The sequence below is a fragment of the Pseudomonas sp. QE6 genome (genome assembly GCF_041379005.1).
GTDB lineage: Bacteria > Pseudomonadota > Gammaproteobacteria > Pseudomonadales > Pseudomonadaceae > Pseudomonas.
This window is the reverse complement of the sequence record NZ_CP166873.1, coordinates 2,587,982-2,607,161: the sequence shown is the minus strand read 5'-3', so window position 1 is coordinate 2,607,161 and position 19,180 is coordinate 2,587,982. Positions and strand designations below refer to the sequence as shown.

General features: G+C 65.3%; 17 protein-coding genes. 12 read left to right on the top strand and 5 right to left on the bottom strand.

What is annotated here, in order from left to right; translation table 11 throughout:
• The first annotated feature begins 1 nt into the window (after position 1).
• Positions 2-2,854, top strand: a complete 2,853-nt coding sequence (gene rapA, locus ACAW63_RS12020; protein ID WP_371233898.1) for an RNA polymerase-associated protein RapA — start codon at positions 2-4, stop codon at positions 2,852-2,854.
• A gap of 223 nt (positions 2,855-3,077) precedes the next feature.
• On the top strand, positions 3,078-3,530 hold the full coding sequence (locus ACAW63_RS12015) for a universal stress protein (RefSeq protein ID WP_371233897.1): 453 nt from the start codon (positions 3,078-3,080) through the stop codon (positions 3,528-3,530).
• Between the two features lie 69 nt (positions 3,531-3,599).
• Here the strand turns inward: ACAW63_RS12015 and ACAW63_RS12010 are convergent, their stop codons facing one another.
• The gene (locus ACAW63_RS12010) at positions 3,600-5,258 is read right to left on the bottom strand and encodes a phosphoethanolamine transferase (protein WP_371233895.1); all 1,659 of its coding nucleotides are present in this window, start codon (positions 5,256-5,258) and stop codon (positions 3,600-3,602) included.
• A gap of 299 nt (positions 5,259-5,557) precedes the next feature.
• On the opposite strand from ACAW63_RS12010, the gene ACAW63_RS12005 reads away from it, so the two are divergent.
• On the top strand, positions 5,558-7,720 hold the full coding sequence (locus ACAW63_RS12005; RefSeq protein WP_371233894.1) for a putative bifunctional diguanylate cyclase/phosphodiesterase: 2,163 nt from the start codon (positions 5,558-5,560) through the stop codon (positions 7,718-7,720).
• On the opposite strand, the gene ACAW63_RS12000 is transcribed toward ACAW63_RS12005, so the two are convergent.
• Together ACAW63_RS12000 and ACAW63_RS11995 are read right to left on the bottom strand one after the other, a co-directional pair.
• Entirely contained in the window at positions 7,703-8,491 is a 789-nt protein-coding gene (locus tag ACAW63_RS12000) for a hydroxypyruvate isomerase family protein (RefSeq protein ID WP_371233893.1), read from the bottom strand. The genes ACAW63_RS12005 and ACAW63_RS12000 overlap by 18 nt on opposite strands.
• The gene (locus ACAW63_RS11995) at positions 8,488-9,384 is read right to left on the bottom strand and encodes an NAD(P)-dependent oxidoreductase (protein WP_371233892.1); all 897 of its coding nucleotides are present in this window, start codon (positions 9,382-9,384) and stop codon (positions 8,488-8,490) included. The genes ACAW63_RS12000 and ACAW63_RS11995 overlap by 4 nt, the downstream gene beginning before the upstream one ends.
• Positions 9,385-9,693: 309 nt before the next feature.
• Here ACAW63_RS11995 and ACAW63_RS11990 point away from each other — a divergent pair, with 309 nt between their 5' ends.
• The 4 genes from ACAW63_RS11990 to phnE are packed head-to-tail and all read left to right on the top strand — an operon-like array spanning position 9,694 to position 12,957.
• Positions 9,694-10,551 (top strand): putative selenate ABC transporter substrate-binding protein, encoded by an 858-nt coding sequence (locus ACAW63_RS11990; protein WP_275610680.1) that lies wholly within the window; start codon positions 9,694-9,696, stop codon positions 10,549-10,551.
• The gene (locus tag ACAW63_RS11985) at positions 10,548-11,354 is read left to right on the top strand and encodes a phosphonate ABC transporter ATP-binding protein (protein ID WP_371233891.1); all 807 of its coding nucleotides are present in this window, start codon (positions 10,548-10,550) and stop codon (positions 11,352-11,354) included. Before ACAW63_RS11990 ends, ACAW63_RS11985 begins: the two co-directional genes overlap by 4 nt.
• Complete coding sequence (locus ACAW63_RS11980; RefSeq protein WP_371233889.1) at positions 11,348-12,190, top strand: PhnE/PtxC family ABC transporter permease; 843 nt, start codon at positions 11,348-11,350, stop codon at positions 12,188-12,190. Before ACAW63_RS11985 ends, ACAW63_RS11980 begins: the two co-directional genes overlap by 7 nt.
• Positions 12,187-12,957: a phosphonate ABC transporter, permease protein PhnE gene (gene phnE / locus ACAW63_RS11975; protein ID WP_371233888.1), complete on the top strand. Its 771-nt coding sequence runs from the start codon at positions 12,187-12,189 to the stop codon at positions 12,955-12,957. Before ACAW63_RS11980 ends, phnE begins: the two co-directional genes overlap by 4 nt.
• A gap of 267 nt (positions 12,958-13,224) precedes the next feature.
• Here the strand turns inward: phnE and ACAW63_RS11970 are convergent, their stop codons facing one another.
• Both ACAW63_RS11970 and ACAW63_RS11965 read right to left on the bottom strand, forming a co-directional pair.
• Positions 13,225-13,581, bottom strand: coding sequence for a DUF5064 family protein (locus ACAW63_RS11970; RefSeq protein WP_275610676.1), 357 nt, complete (start codon positions 13,579-13,581; stop codon positions 13,225-13,227).
• 66 nt (positions 13,582-13,647) lie between these two features.
• Positions 13,648-13,965 carry a DUF2288 domain-containing protein gene (locus ACAW63_RS11965; protein ID WP_371233887.1) on the bottom strand — a complete coding sequence of 106 codons (318 nt, stop codon included), beginning with the start codon at positions 13,963-13,965 and terminating at the stop codon, positions 13,648-13,650.
• Between the two features lie 307 nt (positions 13,966-14,272).
• On the opposite strand from ACAW63_RS11965, the gene ACAW63_RS11960 reads away from it, so the two are divergent.
• From ACAW63_RS11960 to ACAW63_RS11940, 5 genes are all read left to right on the top strand, one after another.
• Positions 14,273-15,394, top strand: a complete 1,122-nt coding sequence (locus ACAW63_RS11960; protein WP_371233886.1) for a branched-chain amino acid ABC transporter substrate-binding protein — start codon at positions 14,273-14,275, stop codon at positions 15,392-15,394.
• Positions 15,395-15,510: 116 nt separating this feature from the next.
• The gene (gene livH, locus ACAW63_RS11955) at positions 15,511-16,434 is read left to right on the top strand and encodes a high-affinity branched-chain amino acid ABC transporter permease LivH (protein WP_371233885.1); all 924 of its coding nucleotides are present in this window, start codon (positions 15,511-15,513) and stop codon (positions 16,432-16,434) included.
• Positions 16,431-17,687: a high-affinity branched-chain amino acid ABC transporter permease LivM gene (locus ACAW63_RS11950; RefSeq protein ID WP_371233884.1), complete on the top strand. Its 1,257-nt coding sequence runs from the start codon at positions 16,431-16,433 to the stop codon at positions 17,685-17,687. Before livH ends, ACAW63_RS11950 begins: the two co-directional genes overlap by 4 nt.
• Positions 17,684-18,451 carry a high-affinity branched-chain amino acid ABC transporter ATP-binding protein LivG gene (gene livG, locus ACAW63_RS11945; protein ID WP_371233882.1) on the top strand — a complete coding sequence of 256 codons (768 nt, stop codon included), beginning with the start codon at positions 17,684-17,686 and terminating at the stop codon, positions 18,449-18,451. The genes ACAW63_RS11950 and livG overlap by 4 nt, the downstream gene beginning before the upstream one ends.
• A 3-nt stretch (positions 18,452-18,454) precedes the next feature.
• Positions 18,455-19,156: an ABC transporter ATP-binding protein gene (locus tag ACAW63_RS11940; RefSeq protein ID WP_275610671.1), complete on the top strand. Its 702-nt coding sequence runs from the start codon at positions 18,455-18,457 to the stop codon at positions 19,154-19,156.
• Positions 19,157-19,180: the final 24 nt, after the last annotated feature.

Sequence of the window (19,180 nt, the reverse complement as noted above, 5' to 3'; positions counted from 1 at the left end):
GGTGTCCATGGCGCAGTATCAACCCGGCCAACGCTGGATCAGCGACAGTGAAGCGGAACTTGGGCTGGGGACCATCCTGGCGCTCGACGGACGCCTGCTCACGGTGCTCTATCCGGCCACCGGTGATACCCGCCAGTACGCCGAACGCAATGCGCCGCTGACCCGCGTGCGCTTCGCCCCGGGCGACGAGATCACCCATTTCGAAGGCTGGAAGATGACCGTCCGCGAAGTGGACGAGGTCGACGGCCTGCTGATCTACCACGGCATCACCGCGCAGAACGACCAGCGCACCGTGCCGGAAACCCAGCTGTCGAACTTCATCCAGTTCCGCCTGGCCAGTGATCGCCTGTTCGCCGGGCAGATCGACCCGATGTCCTGGTTCGGCCTGCGCTACCACACCCTGGAACACCGTACCCGCCTGCTGCAATCCTCGCTCTGGGGCCTGGGCGGCGCCCGCGCGCAACCCATCGCCCACCAGCTGCATATCGCCCGCGAAGTCGCCGACCGCATGGCGCCGCGCGTCCTGCTGGCCGACGAAGTGGGTCTGGGCAAGACCATCGAAGCGGGCCTGGTGATCCACCGCCAGCTGCTCTCCGGCCGCGCCAGCCGCGTACTGATCCTGGTGCCGGAAAACCTGCAGCACCAGTGGCTGGTGGAAATGCGCCGGCGCTTCAACCTGGAAGTCGCCCTGTTCGACCGCGAGCGCTTCGTCGAGAGCGATGCCAGCAACCCCTTCGAGGACACCCAGCTGGCCCTGGTGGCGCTGGAGTGGCTGCGCGAGGACGAGCGCGCCCAGGACGCCGCCTTCGCCGCCGGCTGGGACCTGCTGGTCGTCGACGAAGCCCACCACCTCGTGTGGCACCCGGAACAGGCCAGCCCGGAATACCAGCTGGTGGAGCAACTGTCGCAGGTCATCCCCGGCGTGCTGCTGCTCACCGCAACCCCGGAACAGCTCGGCCTGGACAGCCACTTCGCCCGCCTGCGCCTGCTCGATCCGGACCGTTTCCACGACCTGGAAGCCTTCCGCGCAGAGAGCAGCCAGTACCGCCCGGTCGCCGAGGCGGTACAGGAGCTGATCGACCACGGCCGTCTTTCCCCCTCCGCTCGCGAGGCCATCCACGGCTTCCTCGGCAGCGAGGGCGACGACCTGCTGGCCAGCGTCGAGGGCGGCAATGAAGAGGCCCGCGCCCGCCTGGTGCGCGAGCTGCTCGATCGCCACGGCACCGGCCGCGTGCTGTTCCGCAATACCCGCGCCGCCGTGCAGGGCTTCCCCGAGCGCCAGCTGCACCCCTATGCACTGGCCAACCCGGTGGAGTACATGGAGCTGCCGATCGGCGAGCACCCGGACCTGTACCCGGAAGTCAGCTTCCAGGCCCAGGTCGAGGACGGCGACGAGAACGCCCGCTGGTGGCGCTTCGACCCGCGCGTCGAGTGGCTGATCGACACCCTGAAGATGCTCAAGCAGTACAAGGTGCTGGTGATCTGCGCCCACGCCGAGACCGCGCTGGACCTGGAAGACGCCCTGCGCCTGAAGTCCGGCATCCCCGCCACGGTGTTCCACGAGGGCATGAGCATCCTCGAGCGCGACCGCGCCGCCGCCTACTTCGCCGACGAAGAGTTCGGCGCCCAGGTGCTGGTCTGCTCGGAAATCGGCAGCGAAGGCCGCAACTTCCAGTTCGCCCATCACCTGGTGCTGTTCGACCTGCCGGCCCACCCGGACCAGCTGGAACAGCGCATCGGCCGCCTGGACCGTATCGGCCAGAGGCACACCATCCAGATCCACGTGCCGCACCTGGAAAACAGCCCCCAGGAACGCCTGTTCCAGTGGTACCACCAGGCGCTGAACGCCTTCCTCAACACCTGCCCCACCGGCAACGCCCTGCAGCACCGCTTCGGCCCGCGCCTGGTGGAGTTGCTCGACGGCGGCGACGACGAGGCCTTCGCCAGCCTGCTCAGCGAAGGCAAGGCCGCCCGCGAAGCGCTGGAAGCCGAGATGCACAGCGGTCGCGACCGCCTGCTGGAGCTGAACTCCGGCGGCGCCGGGGAAGGCGAGGCGCTGGTGGAGGAGATCGAGGAGCAGGACGACCAATTCGCCCTGCCGATCTACATGGAGCGCCTGTTCGACACCTACGGCATCCACAGCGAGGACCACTCGGAGAACGCGCTGATCCTGCGTCCGAGCGAGAAGATGCTCGACGCCAGCTTCCCGCTGGGCGACGACGAAGGCGTGACCATCACCTACGACCGCGCCCAGGCCCTGGCTCGCGAGGACATGCAGTTCCTCACCTGGGAACACCCCATGGTGCAGGGCGGCATGGACCTGGTGCTTTCCGGCTCGCTGGGCAACACCTCGGTGGCGCTGATCAAGAACAAGGCGCTCAAGCCCGGCACCGTGCTGCTGGAGCTGCTGTTCGTCAGCGAGGCCGTGGCGCCGCGCAAGCTGCAACTCGGCCGCTTCCTGCCGCCAGTGGCGCTGCGCTGCCTGATGGACGCCAACGGCAACGACCTGTCCGCCCGCGTGTCCTTCGAAACCCTCAACGACCAGCTGGAAAGCGTGCCGCGCGCCAGCGCCAACAAGTTCGTGCAGGCCCAGCGCGACGTGTTGGCCAAGCAGTTCGCCCTGGCCGAGACCAAGATCACCCCGCGCCATGCGGAGCGCGTGGAGCAGGCTCGCCAGCAGCTGACCGCCACCCTGGACGAGGAACTGGCCCGCCTGACCGCGCTCAAGGCCGTCAACCCCAGCGTGCGCGACAGCGAACTGGAAGCCCTGCGCAAGCAGCGCGACGACAGCCTGGCGATGCTCGACAAGGCGTCGCTGCGCCTGGAGGCGATTCGCGTGCTGGTCGCTGGCTGATCCGGAACCCGCGCAATGAAGAAGCCGCCACGGGGTGACCTGTGGCGGCTTTTTTCATGCTTGGCGGCGCATAGCGCACAACCCGCCCTAGGGCAACAGTGCGTTACACCGCTCTATTCCCGGAATTTTCAGACACACCGACTACCATTGACGCTGCGCAAGGGAATCTCGCCCTCGGAGGGATAGAGTTTTCTTACCAAGCCCACTGATTGAGGAACACATCATGTACGAGCGCATTCTGGTAGCGGTGGACGGCAGTCCGGTTTCCGACCGTGCCCTGGTCGAAGCAGCCAAGCTGGCCAAGCTGAGCGGAGGCGAGCTGCGCGTCATCACCATCGTCGACAGCCCGTTGCGGCACCTGCCCGACTACGCCGTGTACTACAACCCCGAGCCGCTGCGCGAAGCCGCACTGAAGGCCGCCGACGACATCCTGGCCAAGGCCAAGGAGCAGGTCGCCGATTTCCCGGTCAAGGCGGTGTTCGAGCGGGTCTGCCAGGAACGCGCCAGCGAAGAGATCGCCGAGCGCATCGAGATCGAAGCCGATGCCTCCAAGGCGGATGTGATCGTCATGGGCACCCACGGCCGTCGTGGCGTGCGCCGCCTGATGCTGGGCAGCGTGGCCGAAGGCCTGATCCGCGTCAGCAACCGCCCGGTGCTGCTGGTACGCGACAAGTAACTCAGGCCCCGGAAATGCAAAGGCCCTGCGGCGTTCGCCGCGGGGCCTTTCTTTTTGCTCCGCTCCTGCCTACTGGGCGGCGGTCATGTTGCGCCGGCAGGAATGGAAGATGTCCAGGTCCGGCTGGTAGAGACTGGTGCGCACGTCATACAGGCCAAGCACCGAGTGGAACAGGTTGTCGTGGCTCAGCTCGTCGGCCTTGGCCTTGGTCTCCAGGCAGCTACGATCGATGCCCAGGTCGCCCAGCGCGCCGTTGCCGAACCACATCACCATCGGCACATGGGTCTGCGCCTTCGGGGCAATGGCGTAGGGCGCGGCGTGCAGGTAGACGCCGTTCTCGCCCAGCGACTCGCCGTGGTCGGAGACATAGAGCATCGAGGTGTCGAAACGGCCTTCGTTGCGCTTGAGCAGTTCCACCACCTTGGACAGGAAGAAGTCGGTGTAGAGGATGGTGTTGTCGTAGACGTTCACCAGTTCCTCGCTGCTGCAGCTGCCCAGCTGGTTGGTGTGGCACACCGGCTTGAAGCGCTCCAGGGACTTCGGATAGCGGTCGTAGTACTCCGGACCATGGCTGCCGTCGGCATGCAGCACGATGATGGCGTTATCCTTCAGGCCGTCGATGTAGGCCTGCAGGTCCTGCAGCAGGGCTTCGTCCAGGCAGTTCTTGCCATCGCAGAACGGGCCGGGCTGGGTCTTGGGAATGTCGCGATTCGGCACGCGCAGGCAGGTGCCCTTGCAGTCGCTGTTGTTGTCCAGCCAGAGCACGGACACGCCGACCCTCTGGAGAACGTCGAGCAGCCCCTGGTAGGTCTTGCCCTTCTTGTCGCTGTAGTCCTCGCGGGGGAACTTGGAGAACATGCAGGGCACCGATACGGCGGTGGAGGTGCCGCAGGAGCTGACGTTGGCGAAGTTGATGATGTCGAGCTTCGCCAGTTCCGGGTTGGTCTCGCGGGCATAGCCATTGAGGGAGAAATGGTCCGCGCGGGCGGTTTCACCGACCACCAAGATCATCAGCGACTTCTTGCCGTCGGCGCGTACGCGCTGGGTCTGCACGGCGTCCTCGCCGATCGGCTGCACCACCAGGTTTTCCTTGATGCCCAGACGCTGCTTGGTGTACTTGCCCACCGCGTAGATGTAGTTGGTCGGGTTGATGAAGTGGGTCAGCTTGTCTTCCTGGCGGAACACCGGCGCGTAGGTGGAATAGAAGCTACCCACCGAGACCGCCACCACCGCCACGCAAGCGACGATCACCAGGACCTTGTTGAGCAGGCCGCGGAAGAACGGGCGATAGCTCACCGGGGTCAGCCAGACGATTGTCGCCGGCAGGACGCCCAGCACCAGCAGATAGCCGACCATCCGCGCACTGAACAGGGCCGCGGCTTCGCCCGGGTTGGTCTCGAACACGTTCTGCACCATCACCGTGTCGATCACCACGCCATAGGTGTTCATGAAGTAGGCCGCACCGGCGGAGACCAGCGCCACCAGGGTCAACGCCGGCTTGAGCAGCGGACGGAACGACACCAGCGTCAGCAGCAGGGTGAAGGCAGCCCAGAGGAAGAACGCGAAGGAGAGGAAGAATCCGGCCCCCTTCATACCCTCCAGCGGTACCAGGTTGTTCAGCGCCTTCCAGGTCGCGACGTTGTAGAACAGCACCAGGGCCAGGGAAAACAGCAGGACCAGCCGTGTGGAACTGACCTGCGGGATGAGGCGGCGTTTGCCCTCGGCCATCGAGTGCACTCCTTGAACTGCAAAAGTCGAATTGGAAACGTTAGTTGAGAAGGCCTCCCGGCCAGCGGCGGTACTCTAGCGGCAAGTTAGTCAAAAAAGCGTCAAGTCCGCTACATCTGCTGACACATGGGCAGGAGTGGAGAGGTGGTTGCCATCACGCGCTACCGTACGTCGGCAGCACTCCTTCACTTTGTCGGAATCCCCGGTCATGGCTTGCAGGGCAATCGTCGCCCCCTAGACTGACATCAAAGTGATATCTACTCGTGCTCGCCCCGTCTCGACACTTGGAGCTCCCAGCTATGGAATGGCAGAAGGACGCCGTACCCGACGCTGTGCTGTTGGAGTGCACCCACAATCCCGGTCTGGTGCTGCTGTCCATCCTGATCGCCTGTGCCGCCAGCTATGTTGCACTGAGCATCGCCGGACTGATGCTCCGCTCGCCCCAGCATGCGCGGCGCTGGCAGTGGGTGGGAGGCATCTGCCTGGGTAGCGGTATCTGGTCGATGCACTTCGTCGCCATGCTCGCCTTCCGCCCAGCCGTGCCGGTGCACTTCAGCAGCGGCCTGACCCTGCTATCGCTGCTCATCGCCATTGGCACCTCGGTCGTCGCGATGCGCCTGCTCATCCGCGCCGGGCTCAGCCCGCTGCAACACCTGCTGGCTGCCTGTTGCATCGGCACAAGCATCGCCGGCATGCACTACACCGGGATGGCGGCCATTCAGGCGCCGCCGATGCAGCACTACGACCCGTCGCTGGTGGCGCTGTCGGTACTGATCGCGATACTGGTGGCCTACACCGCGCTGGTCCTGACCCCCGTCCTCAACCGACAGCCCGCGGAACGCCAGTGGCTCTACCAGATCCTCGCCAGCCTGCTGCTCGGCGGCGCCATCGCCGGCATGCATTTCACCGGCATGGCGGCGCTGACCCTGACATTGCCCAGTTGGGTCGTGCCGGTGGCCGATGCCGCCCAGGGCAATGCCATCCAGCTCGGCCTGATGGTCGGCCTTCTGGCCCTGGCCGTGGTACTCGCCGGGCTCTGGGCTGCCTGGATCGACGAAAGCCTGACCAGCAAGGAAAGCGAGCTGAACCGCGTCAACACCCTGCTCAGCCAACTTGACCACGCCAATGCCTCCTTGCAGCAACTGGCCCGCTTCGACGGCCTGACCGGCCTGCACAACCGCACGGCGCTGAACGAAGAGTTCGCCCTGCGCCTGGAGCGCAACCGCAAGAAAGGCCAGGGCATGGCGGTGATCCTGCTGGACCTGGACCACTTCAAGCGGGTCAACGACTCCCTCGGCCACGCGGCCGGCGACGAGCTGCTGTGCATCGTTTCCGGGCGCATCCGCAGCGCCCTGCGCGGCTCCGATCTGCTGGCCCGCTTCGGTGGCGACGAGTTCTGCATCCTCGCCGACCTTGGAGAGGATCACGAAGCGCGCATCCTTGCCCAGCGCCTGATGCAACGCATGAAGGAGCCCATCACCACCGCCGGGCGCAACCTGGTGATGACCCTGAGCGTGGGCATCAGCCTGTTCCCCAATGACGGAGAGCAGGCGGAGGAGCTGCTCAAGCATGCCGACCTTGCCCTGTACCAGTCAAAGGGCAACGGGCGCAACGTCACCCACTTCTTCAGCCCGCACCTCAAGACCAAGGCCACCCAGGAGCTGCAGCTGGAAGAGGAACTGCGCAAGGCGCTGTGGGACGACGAGCTGGTGCTCTATTACCAACCGATCCTGCGCATCGACCATGGCGGAGTGGAGCAACTGGAGGCGCTGGTGCGCTGGAAGCACCCGGTCCACGGCCTACTGTCACCGGACCGTTTCATCAACCTGGCGGTCGCCAACGGCCTGATCGGCGCGCTGGATGCCTGGGTGCTCCGCCATGCCTGCAAGGACTTGCGCCGCCTGCATGACCTGGGCTTCGGCGACCTGCGGGTGGCAGTGAACTGCTGCGCCAGCAATCTGGGACGCGACAGCCTGGTGGAGGAAGTGCAGCGCACCCTGGATGATGCCGCCCTGGAGGCCCGCTACCTGGAGCTGGAGGTCACCGAGAATGCGGTAATGGCCAACATCGACCGGGCCATCCCGCTGCTCAATCGCCTGCGTGAACTGGGCGTGAGCCTGTCGATCGACGATTTCGGCACCGGCTATTCGTCGCTGTCGTACCTGCGCCAGCTGCCGCTGGACGCCTTGAAGGTGGATCGCTCCTTCATCTGCGACGTGCCCCAGTCCCAACGCGACAGCGAAATCGCCCAGGCGATCATCGCCATGGCGCAGAAGCTGCACCTGAAGGTGATCGCCGAAGGCGTCGAATACCCGCAGCAGTTGGCCTTCCTGCGCGAAAACCACTGCGAACTGGCACAGGGCTACCTGTTCAGCCGTCCCCTGCCCTTCTCCGCGCTGGTGGACTTCCTCGACGCCTACCACGCGGACAGCGATTCAGCACTGTTACGCAATCAGGCCTGAGCGCCAGCGCGGCAACCAGCGCAGTGAGTCGGCGGTGGTGCCGGTGGGGCGGTATTCCGCGCCCAGCCAGCCGTCGTAGCCGACATCGCCGAGCACCTGCAGCGGCACCTCGAAATCCATCTCGCCGGAGCCCGGCTCGCCGCGCTCGGGATAGTCGGCGAACTGCACGTGGCCGATCTGGCCCATCAGCGCGTAAATGCAATCCACCAGTTCCAGGCCCATGCGCGCCATGTGGTAGAGGTCCAGCTGCGCGCGCAGGTTCTCCCGCGCCACGCGCTCGAGCATGTCCTGCAGGTGCTCCGGGGTGTTGAGCAGGAAGCCCTTCATGTCGTGGCAGTTGATGGCCTCCAGCAGCACGTCGGTGCCGCTGCCGGCGAAGGCGTCACAGGTGGCGCGCAGCCGCTCGGCCAGGGTCTGCAGGGCGACCTCGCGCTCCAGTCCCTCGACCAGGCGGCCAGCCAGCACGTTCACATGTTGCGGCTTGACGATGCGCGCATAGTCCAGCGCCTGGGCCAGCGCCGCCTCGAACTCGGCAGCACATTCCGGCACGGCGGCGATACCCGGGCCGCCCTGCATCAGGTCACCGGCGGGCAGATTGATCAGCACCAGCGGCAGGCCGGCGGCGTCCAGCGCGGCTTTCAGGTCCTGCGCGAGCACGTCATAAGGGAACTGGATCTCCACGCCCTCGAAGCCGGCCTTGGCGGCGGCGTCGATACGCTGCAGCAGCGGGACTTCGGTGAACAGCAGGGACAGGTTGGCGCAGAGTTTCATGCTCGGGGTTCCTCCGACTGACGGTATTGCTCGACCAGGGTAGCCGGGTCGCGTTCGAGATTGCCCTGGCTGCCGTGCAGGCGCATCAGTTGCGCGGCAAGGCCGCTCATGGGTGTGGCCGAGCCTTCCTCGCGGGACAGCTTGACGGCGGTATCCAGGTCCTTGAGCAGCGTGCGCACGTGCCACTTCACCGGTTCGAAGCGACTTTCGGCCATCTGCGGGGCGAGGATCTGCAGGGGTTTGGAATCGGCGAAGCCACCGGCCAGCGCCGGGGCAATCAGGCTGGCGTCGACACCGGACTTCTCCGCCAGCGCCACCACCTCGGCGATCACCAGCGCGTTGCAGGCAACGATCATCTGGTTGCACACCTTGGTCACCTGCCCGGCGCCGACATCCCCCATGCGCGTCAGGCGTTGCCCCAGGTTGGCCAGGATCGGCCGAACGCGCTCGATGTCCTCGACCCGCCCGCCGGCCATGATCGCCAGGGTACCGGCCTCGGCGCCCGGCGTGCCGCCGGACACCGGCGCGTCGACCCAACGCATGCCGGTGCGGGCTTCCAGTTCGGCGGCCATTTCGCGGGTAGCGGCCGGCTCCAGGCTGGAGAAGTCCACCAGCACCTGGCCGGCGCGGGCGCTCTCGACAATGCCGCCTGCGCCGAATACTACCTCGCGCACGGCGGCGGTATCGGCCAGGCAGAGCATCACCACCTCGGCGTCTGTACACAGCTGCGCCGGCGTTTCCACGGTCAGGGCACCCTCCCCGGCGAGCAGCTCGCGCTTGCCGGCGGAGCGGTTCCATACGGTCAGCGGATAACCGGCGGCGAGCAGGCGGCGGGACATGGGCACGCCCATCAGGCCGAGGCCGGCGAAGGCGATGGAAGGCAGGGCAGACATCGGTAACTCCTGTGAGGCAAAATAGCGGGCACGGGGGCGACCATCTTAACCCCCGCGAAGGCAAAGAGCCTGCTGAGGATCTCGCGAGCTAGCGCAGAACAAGGCGAGAAGGGACGAGGAGCGGAGTTTACGAGAGTAAATGAGCATCCGAGGCCATTCTCAACGCTGTTCTGCCGACGCGCAGCAGATCATCAGCCGGCTCGAAGGCCGAGCCTGCCGGCAGTGCGTGCTCCCTAGGTCGGGGAATACGCGGGCAGACAGCCGCTAAACTTCCCAGGCTTTTTCCGCTATTGAACCGGAGACTGCTCCATGCTGAAACGCACCCTGGCGCTCGCCGCCTGCTTTGCGCTGTCCTTTGCTGCGTCCGTTACTCATGCCGAAGCCCTGAAAGAACTGAAGGTCTCGGCGATCCCCGATGAAGCCCCCACCGAGCTGCTGCGCAAGTTCAAGCCGCTGGGCGCCTACCTGGAAGAACAACTGGGCATGCCCGTGAAGTTCATCCCGGTATCCGACTACGCCGGCGTGGTCGAGGCCCTGGCCTCGGATCGCCTGGACATGGCCTGGCTGGGCGGCTTCACCTTCGTCCAGGCGCGCCTGAAGACCGGCAACGCCATCCCGCTGGTACAGCGCGAGCAGGACCAGCAGTTCACCAGCAAATTCATCACCGCCGACCCGAACGTGAAGTCGATCCAGGACCTCAAGGGCAAGACCTTCGCCTTCGGTTCCGTGTCGTCCACCTCCGGCAGCCTGATGCCGCGCTACTTCATGCAGAAGGATGGCGTGGTGCCCGAGCAGTTCTTCTCCCGCGTGGCCTACTCCGGCGCCCACGACGCCACCGTCGCCTGGGTCCAGGCCGGCAAGGTCGACGCCGGCGTGCTGAACGCCTCCGTGTGGCAGAAGCTGGTGGACGCCGGCAAGGTCGACACCAACAAAGTGAAGGTCTTCGCCACCACCCCGACCTACTACGACTACAACTGGACCGTACGCGGCAACCTCGACCCGGCTCTGGCCGAGAAGATCAAGAAGGCCTTCCTCGCCCTCGACCCGAGCAAGCCGCGCGACAAGGAAATCCTCGACCTGCAGGCGGCCAGCCGCTTCATCGAGACCCAGCCGGAGAACTACAAGGGCATCGAGGAGTCGGCGCGCGCCGCAGGCCTCCTGAAGTGACCCTGAAACTGACCGGCGTGGAGCACGTCCACGCCAACGGCCAGCATTCACTCGTCGGCATCGACCTTGCGGTCGAAGCCGGCGAACGGGTGGCGATCATCGGTCCTTCGGGTGCCGGCAAGACCACCCTGCTGCGCATCCTGGCCACCGCCCTGAAACCCTCGGCGGGTAGCTTCGAACTGCTCGGCGCCCAGCCCTGGGCGTTGGGCGACGCCGCACGCCAACGCCTGCGCGCCCGCGTCGCGCTGGTGCACCAGGCTCCGCCGCTGCCACCGCGGCAACGGGTGGTCACCGCCGTGCTCGCCGGCCGCCTTGGCCAGTGGTCGCTGGGCAAAAGCCTCGCCAGTCTGCTTTACCCCGTCGACAGCGCCGGTGCCCACGCCGAACTGCAACGCCTGGACCTGGGCGACAAGCTGTTCGAACGCTGCGACCAGCTTTCCGGCGGCCAACTGCAACGGGTCGGCATCGCCCGGGCGCTGTACCAGCAGGCCGAAGTGCTGCTGGCGGACGAGCCGGTCTCGGCCATGGACCCGGTACTCGCCAGCCATACCCTGGCGGTGCTCAGCCGCGAGGCGCAGAACCGAGGCGTGACGCTGTTGGCCAGCCTGCATGCGGTGGACCTGGCGCTGGAACACTTCCCACGCATCGTCGGTATCCGCGACGGCCGCATCGCCTTCGACAAGCCGGCGGAACGGGTCACCCCGGACGACTTGCGGGCGCTCTACGCCAATGAGCAACTCGGCCGCCAGGACAGCGCCTCGCCAGTGGGCAAGCCGATGGTGGTGCAGATTCCGCGATGTTGAACCCTGCCCTCTCGAAAAGCCCGCCCCGCGACCCCGCCGCGCTGCCGCGCCTGCTGCTCACGCTGCTCGCCGTAGCCCTGCTCTGGCCGGGCCTGCGCCTCTCCGAGCTGGACATCGCCGGCCTGTTCAGCGGCGACAACGCGCGGACCATGGCCAGCTTCCTCGGCGGTTTCTGGCCGCCAGCCCATGACCGTGAGTTTCTCGGCCTGCTCGGCCGCGCCACCCTGGAAACCCTCGCCATCGCCACCGCCGGCATGGCCCTGGCCTGGCTGATCGCCTTCCCCGCCTCGCTGCTAGCCACCCGCGCGCTGTCGATCTCCGCCCTGCCCCGCGGCGGCCTGCCCGCCTGGTGGGCCCGCGCGTTGCGCTGGCCGGTGCGTGGCCTGCTGATCCTGCTGCGCAGCGTGCCGGAAATCGTCTGGGCCCTGCTGTTCGTCCGCGCCGTGGGCCTGGGTCCCACTGCCGGCGTGCTGGCCATCGCCATCACTTACGGCGGCATGCTCGGCAAGGTCTATGCGGAAATCTTCGAATCGGTGGACCCGCGCCCGACCCGAGCCGTGCTGCTGGGTGGCGGCTCGCGCCTGCAAGCCTTCGCCTACGGCGTGCTGCCCTCGGCGGCGCCGGAACTGATTTCCTACACCGTCTACCGCTGGGAATGCGCGATCCGCGCCTCGGTGGTGATGGGCTTCGTCGGCGCCGGCGGCCTCGGCCAGCAGATCGACCTGTCGCTGCGCATGTTCGCCGGCGGCGAGGTGGCGAGCATCCTGCTGACCTTCCTGGTGCTGGTGCTCGGCGCCGACCTGCTCAGCCGCTTCCTGCGCGGGAGGCTCGAATGAGCGGATTGCTGCGCAGCCTGGCCTGGCTGCTTGCGGTGGTGATCGCCGTGGTCGCCTCGTTCGGCTATCTGGAAATGGATACCGGCGGACTGTTCAGCGCGCGTGGGGCCGGGCAGATGCTCGACTACGCCAAGGACTTCCTCTCCCCGGACCTGTCCACCTCGCACCTCACCGCCATTGGCCGCGGCGCGCTGGAAACCCTGGCCATGTCGGCCATCGGCACCCTGCTCGCGGCGCTGCTCGGCATGCTGCTGGCATTGCCGGCAGCCGGGCGTTTCGGCCGCGTCGGCCAGAGCCTGTCCCGGCTGCTGCTCAACGCCCTGCGCGCGGTGCCTGAGCTGGTGTGGGGCGCGCTGATGGTGCTGGCCGCCGGGCTGGGACCGAACGCCGGCACCCTGGCCCTGGCGCTGCACACCGGCGGCGTGCTCGGCCGGCTGTTTGCCGAGGCGCTGGAGAATACCCCGACCGCTCCCGCCGAGGCCGTGCGCCTGGCTGGCGGAGGACGAGTCGCCGCGTTTGCCTACGGCACCCTGCCGGCGGTCTGGCCGCAACTGGTGGCCTACATGCTGTACCGCTGGGAGAACAACATCCGCATGGCCAGCGTGCTGGGCTTTGTCGGCGCCGGCGGCCTGGGGCAGATGCTCTATTTCAGCCTCAGCCTGTTCCAGCAGGCCCAGGCGGCGACGGTGATCCTCGCCATGCTGTTGCTGGTGCTGGGCGTCGATACGCTGAGTGCCTGGGCGCGGCAGCGCTGGGTGAGCCATTGAGACGACTCTTGTAGAGCAACTGTCTGCGAATTCGTAGGGCGTACAACCGTTCGCGGTTGTACGCCGACTCACCCGGATCGGCAGTTGACGCATTGGTCGAGGGTGACAGTTGCCAGGCGAAGCCCGTGCGGCCGGCAGCCAAGGTCAGACGGCGTATAACGTCGAACGTTATACGCCCTACGCTCCCGGTCAGGCTGTTGTAGGAAACAGCGCGCCAAAAAAAAAGCCCGGCACATGGCCGGGCTTTTACATTCTGTCCGCTTCGCCTCAACGAATGACCTCATCGAGGTCCACCGGGTCGCCATAGTGCGTACCCAGTTTCTGACGGATGTCCTCGAACATCGCGTCGTATTCCTTGTGATTGCGCACCACGGCGCCAAAGCGCGGGTGCAGGCCATGCTTTTGCGCAATGCGGGTCGCATCGCTGGCGAAGTTGAAGGCCTGTTCCTTGGGCATGTCCCACTCTTCGCTGAAGGCATTGCGGTCGATTTCGCCTTTCATGGTGAAGTGCACATAGGTGCCCTTCTCCGCATCCTTGCGAATTTCGTAGTAGATGTGAGCGTCAATTTCCTGCTGGTCCAGCCCCGGCATGGCCTGGAGGTGCAGATGGCCCGGTTCGAACATGGCGAATCTCCTTCTATGGAATCCAGACAGTCTAGCGCGCCTTGATGAATTGGAAATCGTCTTGTGTCAGTGCAGGACGTCTTTTCGAACTCTTTCCTGGACCAGCACCCAGGGTGCGATCACCACGGCCCAGAGCTCCGGATCACGGTTGAGGAAATCCTCCGCCTGGATTTCATCGACCTTGCTCAGCTCACCGCTGGCCAGCCACGCAGCAACCTTCGCCTTGTCATCCTCGGCCACGCCCACCGCGACCTCCACCAGATCGGCGCCAGCCCCGACCTTGAGCAGGTTGCCGCGGGCGAAGAAGGGCGCGAGCTCCTGCCAGGAAATCTTCGCGGTTTCGCCAAGCAACTTGGCATAGAGGGTGCTAGCTTGTTCAGTCATGAATCTCACCTGGAAAACGATCGGCGCCATGATAGCGCCGAGGCCGCGCCAGGCAAGGTTCGGACGGCACTTTCAGGATGACGGAACCCTCAGGGGGAAAAATCAGAGAGGCGCCGTTTTTCTGTACGTTTGTGTCAATGTTGCGACATGCGCTCGGCCAGCCCGCCGCCCCCCGCTTTTCAAGCGGTAAAGCGGCACTCTACACTGTACCGGTACAGTTGCCGGTGGGCCTGCCGGGGCAATCCCGGTCCGGACGTCCAGGCGACCAGGACTACAAAAACGAATAACACAAGAAGAGTGGAGCACTATGAAAAAGGGTACTCAGCGTCTTTCCCAGCTGTTCACCGCCATGGCACTCGCCGGCGTTGCCAGCTACTCCATGGCCGCCGACACCATCAAGATCGCTCTGGCCGGCCCGGTGACCGGCGCCGTCGCCCAGTATGGGGAGATGCAGTTCGTTGGCGCGAAAATGGCCATTGAGCAGATCAACAAGGCGGGCGGCGTAGACGGCAAGCAACTGGAAGGCGTGGTCTACGACGACGCGTGCGATCCGAAACAAGCCGTGGCCGTTGCCAACAAAGTCGTCAACGATGGCATCAAGTTCGTGGTTGGCCACCTCTGCTCCAGCTCCACTCAACCGGCATCCGACATCTACGAAGACGAAGGCGTGATCATGATCACCCCGGCGTCCACCAGCCCGGACATCACCTCCCGCGGCTACAAGCTGATCTTCCGCACCATCGGCCTGGACAGCCTGCAGGGCCCGACCGCCGGCAAGTTCATCGCCGAGCACATCAAGCCCAAGTCCGTGGCCGTGATCCACGACAAGCAGCAGTACGGCGAAGGCATCGCCACTGCCGTGAAGAAGACCCTGGAAGGCGCCGGCATCAAGGTGCCGCTGTTCGAAGGCATCAACGCCGGCGACAAGGACTTCTCCGCGATGATCGCCAAGCTGAAGCAGGCCAAGGTCGACTTCGTCTACTACGGCGGCTACCACCCGGAACTGGGCCTGCTCCTGCGCCAGGCCAGCGAGAAGGGCCTGAAGGTAGGCTTCATGGGTCCGGAAGGCGTCGGCAACAAGGAAATCTCCGCCATCGCCGGCCCGGCTTCCGAAGGCCTGTACGTGACCCTGCCGAAGTCCTTCGACCAGGACCCGAAGAACAAGGGCCTGGTTGACGCCTTCAAGGCCAAGAACGAAGACCCGAGCGGCCCGTTCGTATTCCCGGCCTACGCCGCTGTCCAAGTCATCGCCGAAGGCATCAAGAAAGCCGGCAGCGAAGACACCGACAAGGTTGCAGCGGCCCTGCGCGCGAACACCTTCGCTACCCCCACCGGCGACCTGGCCTTCGACGAGAAGGGCGACCTGAAGAACTTCAACTTCGTGGTCTACCAGTGGCACAAGGACGGCACCAAGACCGAAGCCAAGTAAGCCACCCGCCGACACACAAAGCCCACTGCACCTGCAGTGGGCTTTGTTTATCCGAGTATTCCGGGGGTCCGTCGCGCCACAAGCGCCGCTTCACGCGACGCCCGAGGAGTTAGGTAATGCCTGATCTCTATCACTATCTGCAACAGCTGATCAACGGCCTCACCGTCGGCAGCACCTATGCCCTGATCGCCATCGGCTACACCATGGTCTACGGCATCATCGGCATGATCAACTTCGCCCATGGCGAGGTGTACATGATTGGCTCGTACGTAGCCTTCATCGTGATCACGGGGCTGGCGATGATGGGAATCGTAAGTCTTCCTGTCGTCATCATCTGCACCTTCGCCGCCAGCATCATCGTCACCAGTGCCTACGGCTACGGTATCGAACGGATCGCCTACCGCCCGCTGCGCGGAAGCAACCGACTGATTCCGCTGATCTCCGCGATCGGCATGTCGATCTTCCTGCAGAACGAGGTCCTGCTCGCCCAGGACTCCAAGGACAAGGCCATCCCCAACCTGCTGCCGGGCAACTTCATCATCGGCCCGGATGAAATGAGCGGCGTGACCATCTCGTACATGCAGGTGCTGATCTTCATCATCACCCTGCTGACCATGTACGGCCTGTCCATGTTCATCTCCCGTTCCCGCCTGGGCCGCGCCTGCCGCGCCTGCGCCGAGGACCTGAAGATGGCCAACCTGCTGGGCATCAACACCAACAACATCATCGCCCTGACCTTCGTCATCGGCGCCACCCTGGCCGCCGTGGCCGCGGTGCTGCTGGGCATGCAGTATGGCGTGATCAACCCGCACATCGGCTTCCTGGCCGGCATCAAGGCGTTCACCGCCGCGGTGCTGGGTGGCATCGGCAGTATCCCGGGCGCCATGCTCGGCGGGCTGGTGCTCGGCGTTGCCGAAGCCTTCGGCGCCGACGTGTTCGGTGACCAGTACAAGGACGTGGTGGCGTTCACCCTGCTGGTGCTCGTCCTGCTCTTCCGCCCCACCGGCATCCTCGGCCGCCCGGAGGTGGAAAAGGTATGAGCCAGAAACTCAAGACTGCGTTCTTCAGTGCCCTGCTGGTCATGGCCGTGGCCTACCCGGTGCTCGGCGTGAAGCTCAGCGTGATCGGCATCGGCCTGCAGCTGGAGGGGGTCAGCCCCACTACCCTGTGGATCATCGCCGCCTGCGCCGTGGCCATGTTCGTCTGGCAACTGGTACGCGACAAGTTCCACTTCGTGACCAGCACCCGCCAGTACCTGTCCAGACCGCATACCAAGCTCGCCGAACGCCTGACCCACTCCTCGGTACAACGCAAGATCATCTTCGGCCTGATCATCCTCGCCCTCGCCTGGCCGTTCTTCGGCTCGCGCGGCGCGGTGGACATCGCCACGCTGATCCTGATCTACGTGCTGCTGGGCCTGGGCCTGAACATCGTGGTGGGCCTGGCGGGCCTGCTCGACCTGGGCTACGTCGGCTTCTACGCAGTGGGCGCCTACAGCTACGCGCTGCTGTCGCACTACTACGGCCTGGGCTTCTGGACCTGCCTGCCGATCGCCGGCCTGATGGCAGCCTTCTTCGGCTTCATCCTCGGCTTCCCGGTGCTGCGCTTGCGCGGCGACTACCTGGCGATCGTGACCCTGGGCTTCGGCGAGATCATCCGCATCCTGCTGCGTAACCTCACCTGGCTGACCGGCGGTCCCAACGGCATCAGCAACATCGAGAAGCCCAGCCTGTTCGGCCTCTCCTTCGAGCGCCGCGCCCCCGAGGGGATGCAGACCTTCCACGAGTTCTTCGGCATCGCCTACAACTCCAACTACAAGGTCGTGTTCCTCTACCTGGTCGCGCTGCTGCTGGTGCTGCTGGTGCTGTTCGTGATCAACCGTCTGCTGCGCATGCCCCTGGGCCGTGCCTGGGAAGCCCTGCGCGAAGACGAGATCGCCTGCCGTGCCCTGGGTCTGAACCCGACCATCATCAAGCTCTCCGCCTTCACCCTCGGCGCCTGCTTCGCCGGTTTCGCCGGCAGCTTCTTCGCCGCGCGCCAGGGCCTGGTGACCCCGGAATCCTTCACCTTCATCGAGTCGGCGACCATCCTCGCCATCGTCGTGCTGGGTGGCCTGGGTTCGCAGTTGGGTGTGATCCTCGCCGCCGTGGTGATGATCCTGCTGCCCGAACTCATGCGTGAGTTCAGCGAGTACCGCATGCTGATGTTCGGCGCCATCATGGTGCTGATGATGATCTGGCGTCCGCAGGGCCTGCTGCCCATGCAGCGCCCGCATCTGGAGTTGCGCAAATGAGCCAGACCATTCTTGAAGTAAACGGCCTGACCATGCGCTTCGGCGGCCTGCTGGCCGTCAACGGCGTGGCGCTGAACGTGAAGGAAAAGCAGGTGGTCTCGATGATCGGCCCGAACGGCGCCGGCAAGACCACCGTGTTCAACTGCCTCACCGGTTTCTACCAGCCCACCGGCGGTGAAATCCTCCTGCGTGGCGAAGCCGTACAGGACCTGCCGGGTCACAAGATCGCCCACAAGGGCGTGGTGCGGACTTTCCAGAACGTTCGTCTGTTCAAGGAAATGACCGCGGTGGAAAACCTGCTGGTCGCCCAGCACCGCCACCTCAACACCAACTTCTTCGCCGGCCTGCTGAAGCTGCCGTCCTTCCGCCGTAGCGAGGCGGAAGCGCTGGACTACGCCGCGCACTGGCTGGAGATCGTCAACCTCAAGGACGTCGCCAACCGGCCGGCGGGTACCCTCGCCTACGGCCAGCAGCGCCGCCTGGAGATCGCCCGCTGCATGATGACCCGTCCGCAGCTGCTGATGCTGGACGAACCGGCGGCCGGCCTGAACCCGCGGGAGACCGAGGACCTGAAGGCGCTGATCGCCATGCTGCGTGCCGAACACGGCGTCACCGTCCTGCTCATCGAGCACGACATGAAGCTGGTGATGAGCATTTCCGACCATATCTACGTGATCAACCAGGGCACCCCCCTGGCCGACGGCACCCCGGAAGAAATCCGCGGCAACCCGGATGTGATCAAAGCCTATCTGGGGGAGGCCTGAGTCATGCTGAAGTTCGACAAGGTTTCCACCTTCTACGGCAAGATCCAGGCGCTGCACGACGTCAGCATGGAGGTCCAGCAGGGCGAGATCGTCACCCTGATCGGCGCCAACGGCGCCGGCAAGTCGACCCTGCTGATGACCCTCTGCGGCTCGCCGCGAGCCTCCTCGGGCAGCATCACCTATCTGGGCGAGGAACTGGTCGGCAAGGAATCCTCCGTGATCATGCGCAAGAGCATCGCCGTCGTGCCGGAAGGCCGCCGCGTGTTCGCCCGCCTGACCGTGGAAGAGAACCTGGCCATGGGCGGCTTCTTCACCAGCAAGGGCGATTACCAGGAGCAGATGGACAAGGTCCTGGCACTCTTCCCGCGCCTGAAGGAACGCTTCAACCAGCGCGGCGGCACCATGTCCGGCGGTGAACAGCAGATGCTCGCCATCGGCCGTGCGCTGATGAGCAAGCCCAAGCTGCTGCTGCTCGACGAGCCGTCCCTGGGCCTTGCGCCGATCATCATCCAGCAGATCTTCGACATCGTCGAACAGCTGCGCCAGGAAGGCGTGACCGTCTTCCTCGTCGAGCAGAACGCCAACCAGGCGCTCAAGCTCGCCGACCGTGGCTACGTGCTGGAAAACGGCCGCATCGTCATGCAGGACACCGGCGCCAACCTGCTGGTGAACCCCAAGGTGCGCGACGCGTATCTCGGCGGCTGACGCGCGCTGTAATGAAAACGGCCC

Bases quoted from the DNA above. Each gene is read 5' to 3' on its own strand.
- livH (WP_371233885.1), top strand. From the start codon at position 15,511: ATGCCTGATCTCTATCACTATCTGCAACAGCTGATCAACGGCCTCACC.
- ACAW63_RS11980 (WP_371233889.1), top strand. From the start codon at position 11,348: ATGTTGAACCCTGCCCTCTCGAAAAGCCCGCCCCGCGACCCCGCCGCG.
- ACAW63_RS11965 (WP_371233887.1), bottom strand. From the start codon at position 13,965: ATGACTGAACAAGCTAGCACCCTCTATGCCAAGTTGCTTGGCGAAACC.
- livG (WP_371233882.1), top strand. From the start codon at position 17,684: ATGAGCCAGACCATTCTTGAAGTAAACGGCCTGACCATGCGCTTCGGC.
- ACAW63_RS11995 (WP_371233892.1), bottom strand. From the start codon at position 9,384: ATGTCTGCCCTGCCTTCCATCGCCTTCGCCGGCCTCGGCCTGATGGGC.
- ACAW63_RS12000 (WP_371233893.1), bottom strand. From the start codon at position 8,491: ATGAAACTCTGCGCCAACCTGTCCCTGCTGTTCACCGAAGTCCCGCTG.
- ACAW63_RS11940 (WP_275610671.1), top strand. From the start codon at position 18,455: ATGCTGAAGTTCGACAAGGTTTCCACCTTCTACGGCAAGATCCAGGCG.
- ACAW63_RS11990 (WP_275610680.1), top strand. From the start codon at position 9,694: ATGCTGAAACGCACCCTGGCGCTCGCCGCCTGCTTTGCGCTGTCCTTT.
- ACAW63_RS11950 (WP_371233884.1), top strand. From the start codon at position 16,431: ATGAGCCAGAAACTCAAGACTGCGTTCTTCAGTGCCCTGCTGGTCATG.
- ACAW63_RS12010 (WP_371233895.1), bottom strand. From the start codon at position 5,258: ATGGCCGAGGGCAAACGCCGCCTCATCCCGCAGGTCAGTTCCACACGG.
- ACAW63_RS12005 (WP_371233894.1), top strand. From the start codon at position 5,558: ATGGAATGGCAGAAGGACGCCGTACCCGACGCTGTGCTGTTGGAGTGC.
- ACAW63_RS11960 (WP_371233886.1), top strand. From the start codon at position 14,273: ATGAAAAAGGGTACTCAGCGTCTTTCCCAGCTGTTCACCGCCATGGCA.
- ACAW63_RS11970 (WP_275610676.1), bottom strand. From the start codon at position 13,581: ATGTTCGAACCGGGCCATCTGCACCTCCAGGCCATGCCGGGGCTGGAC.
- phnE (WP_371233888.1), top strand. From the start codon at position 12,187: ATGAGCGGATTGCTGCGCAGCCTGGCCTGGCTGCTTGCGGTGGTGATC.
- ACAW63_RS12015 (WP_371233897.1), top strand. From the start codon at position 3,078: ATGTACGAGCGCATTCTGGTAGCGGTGGACGGCAGTCCGGTTTCCGAC.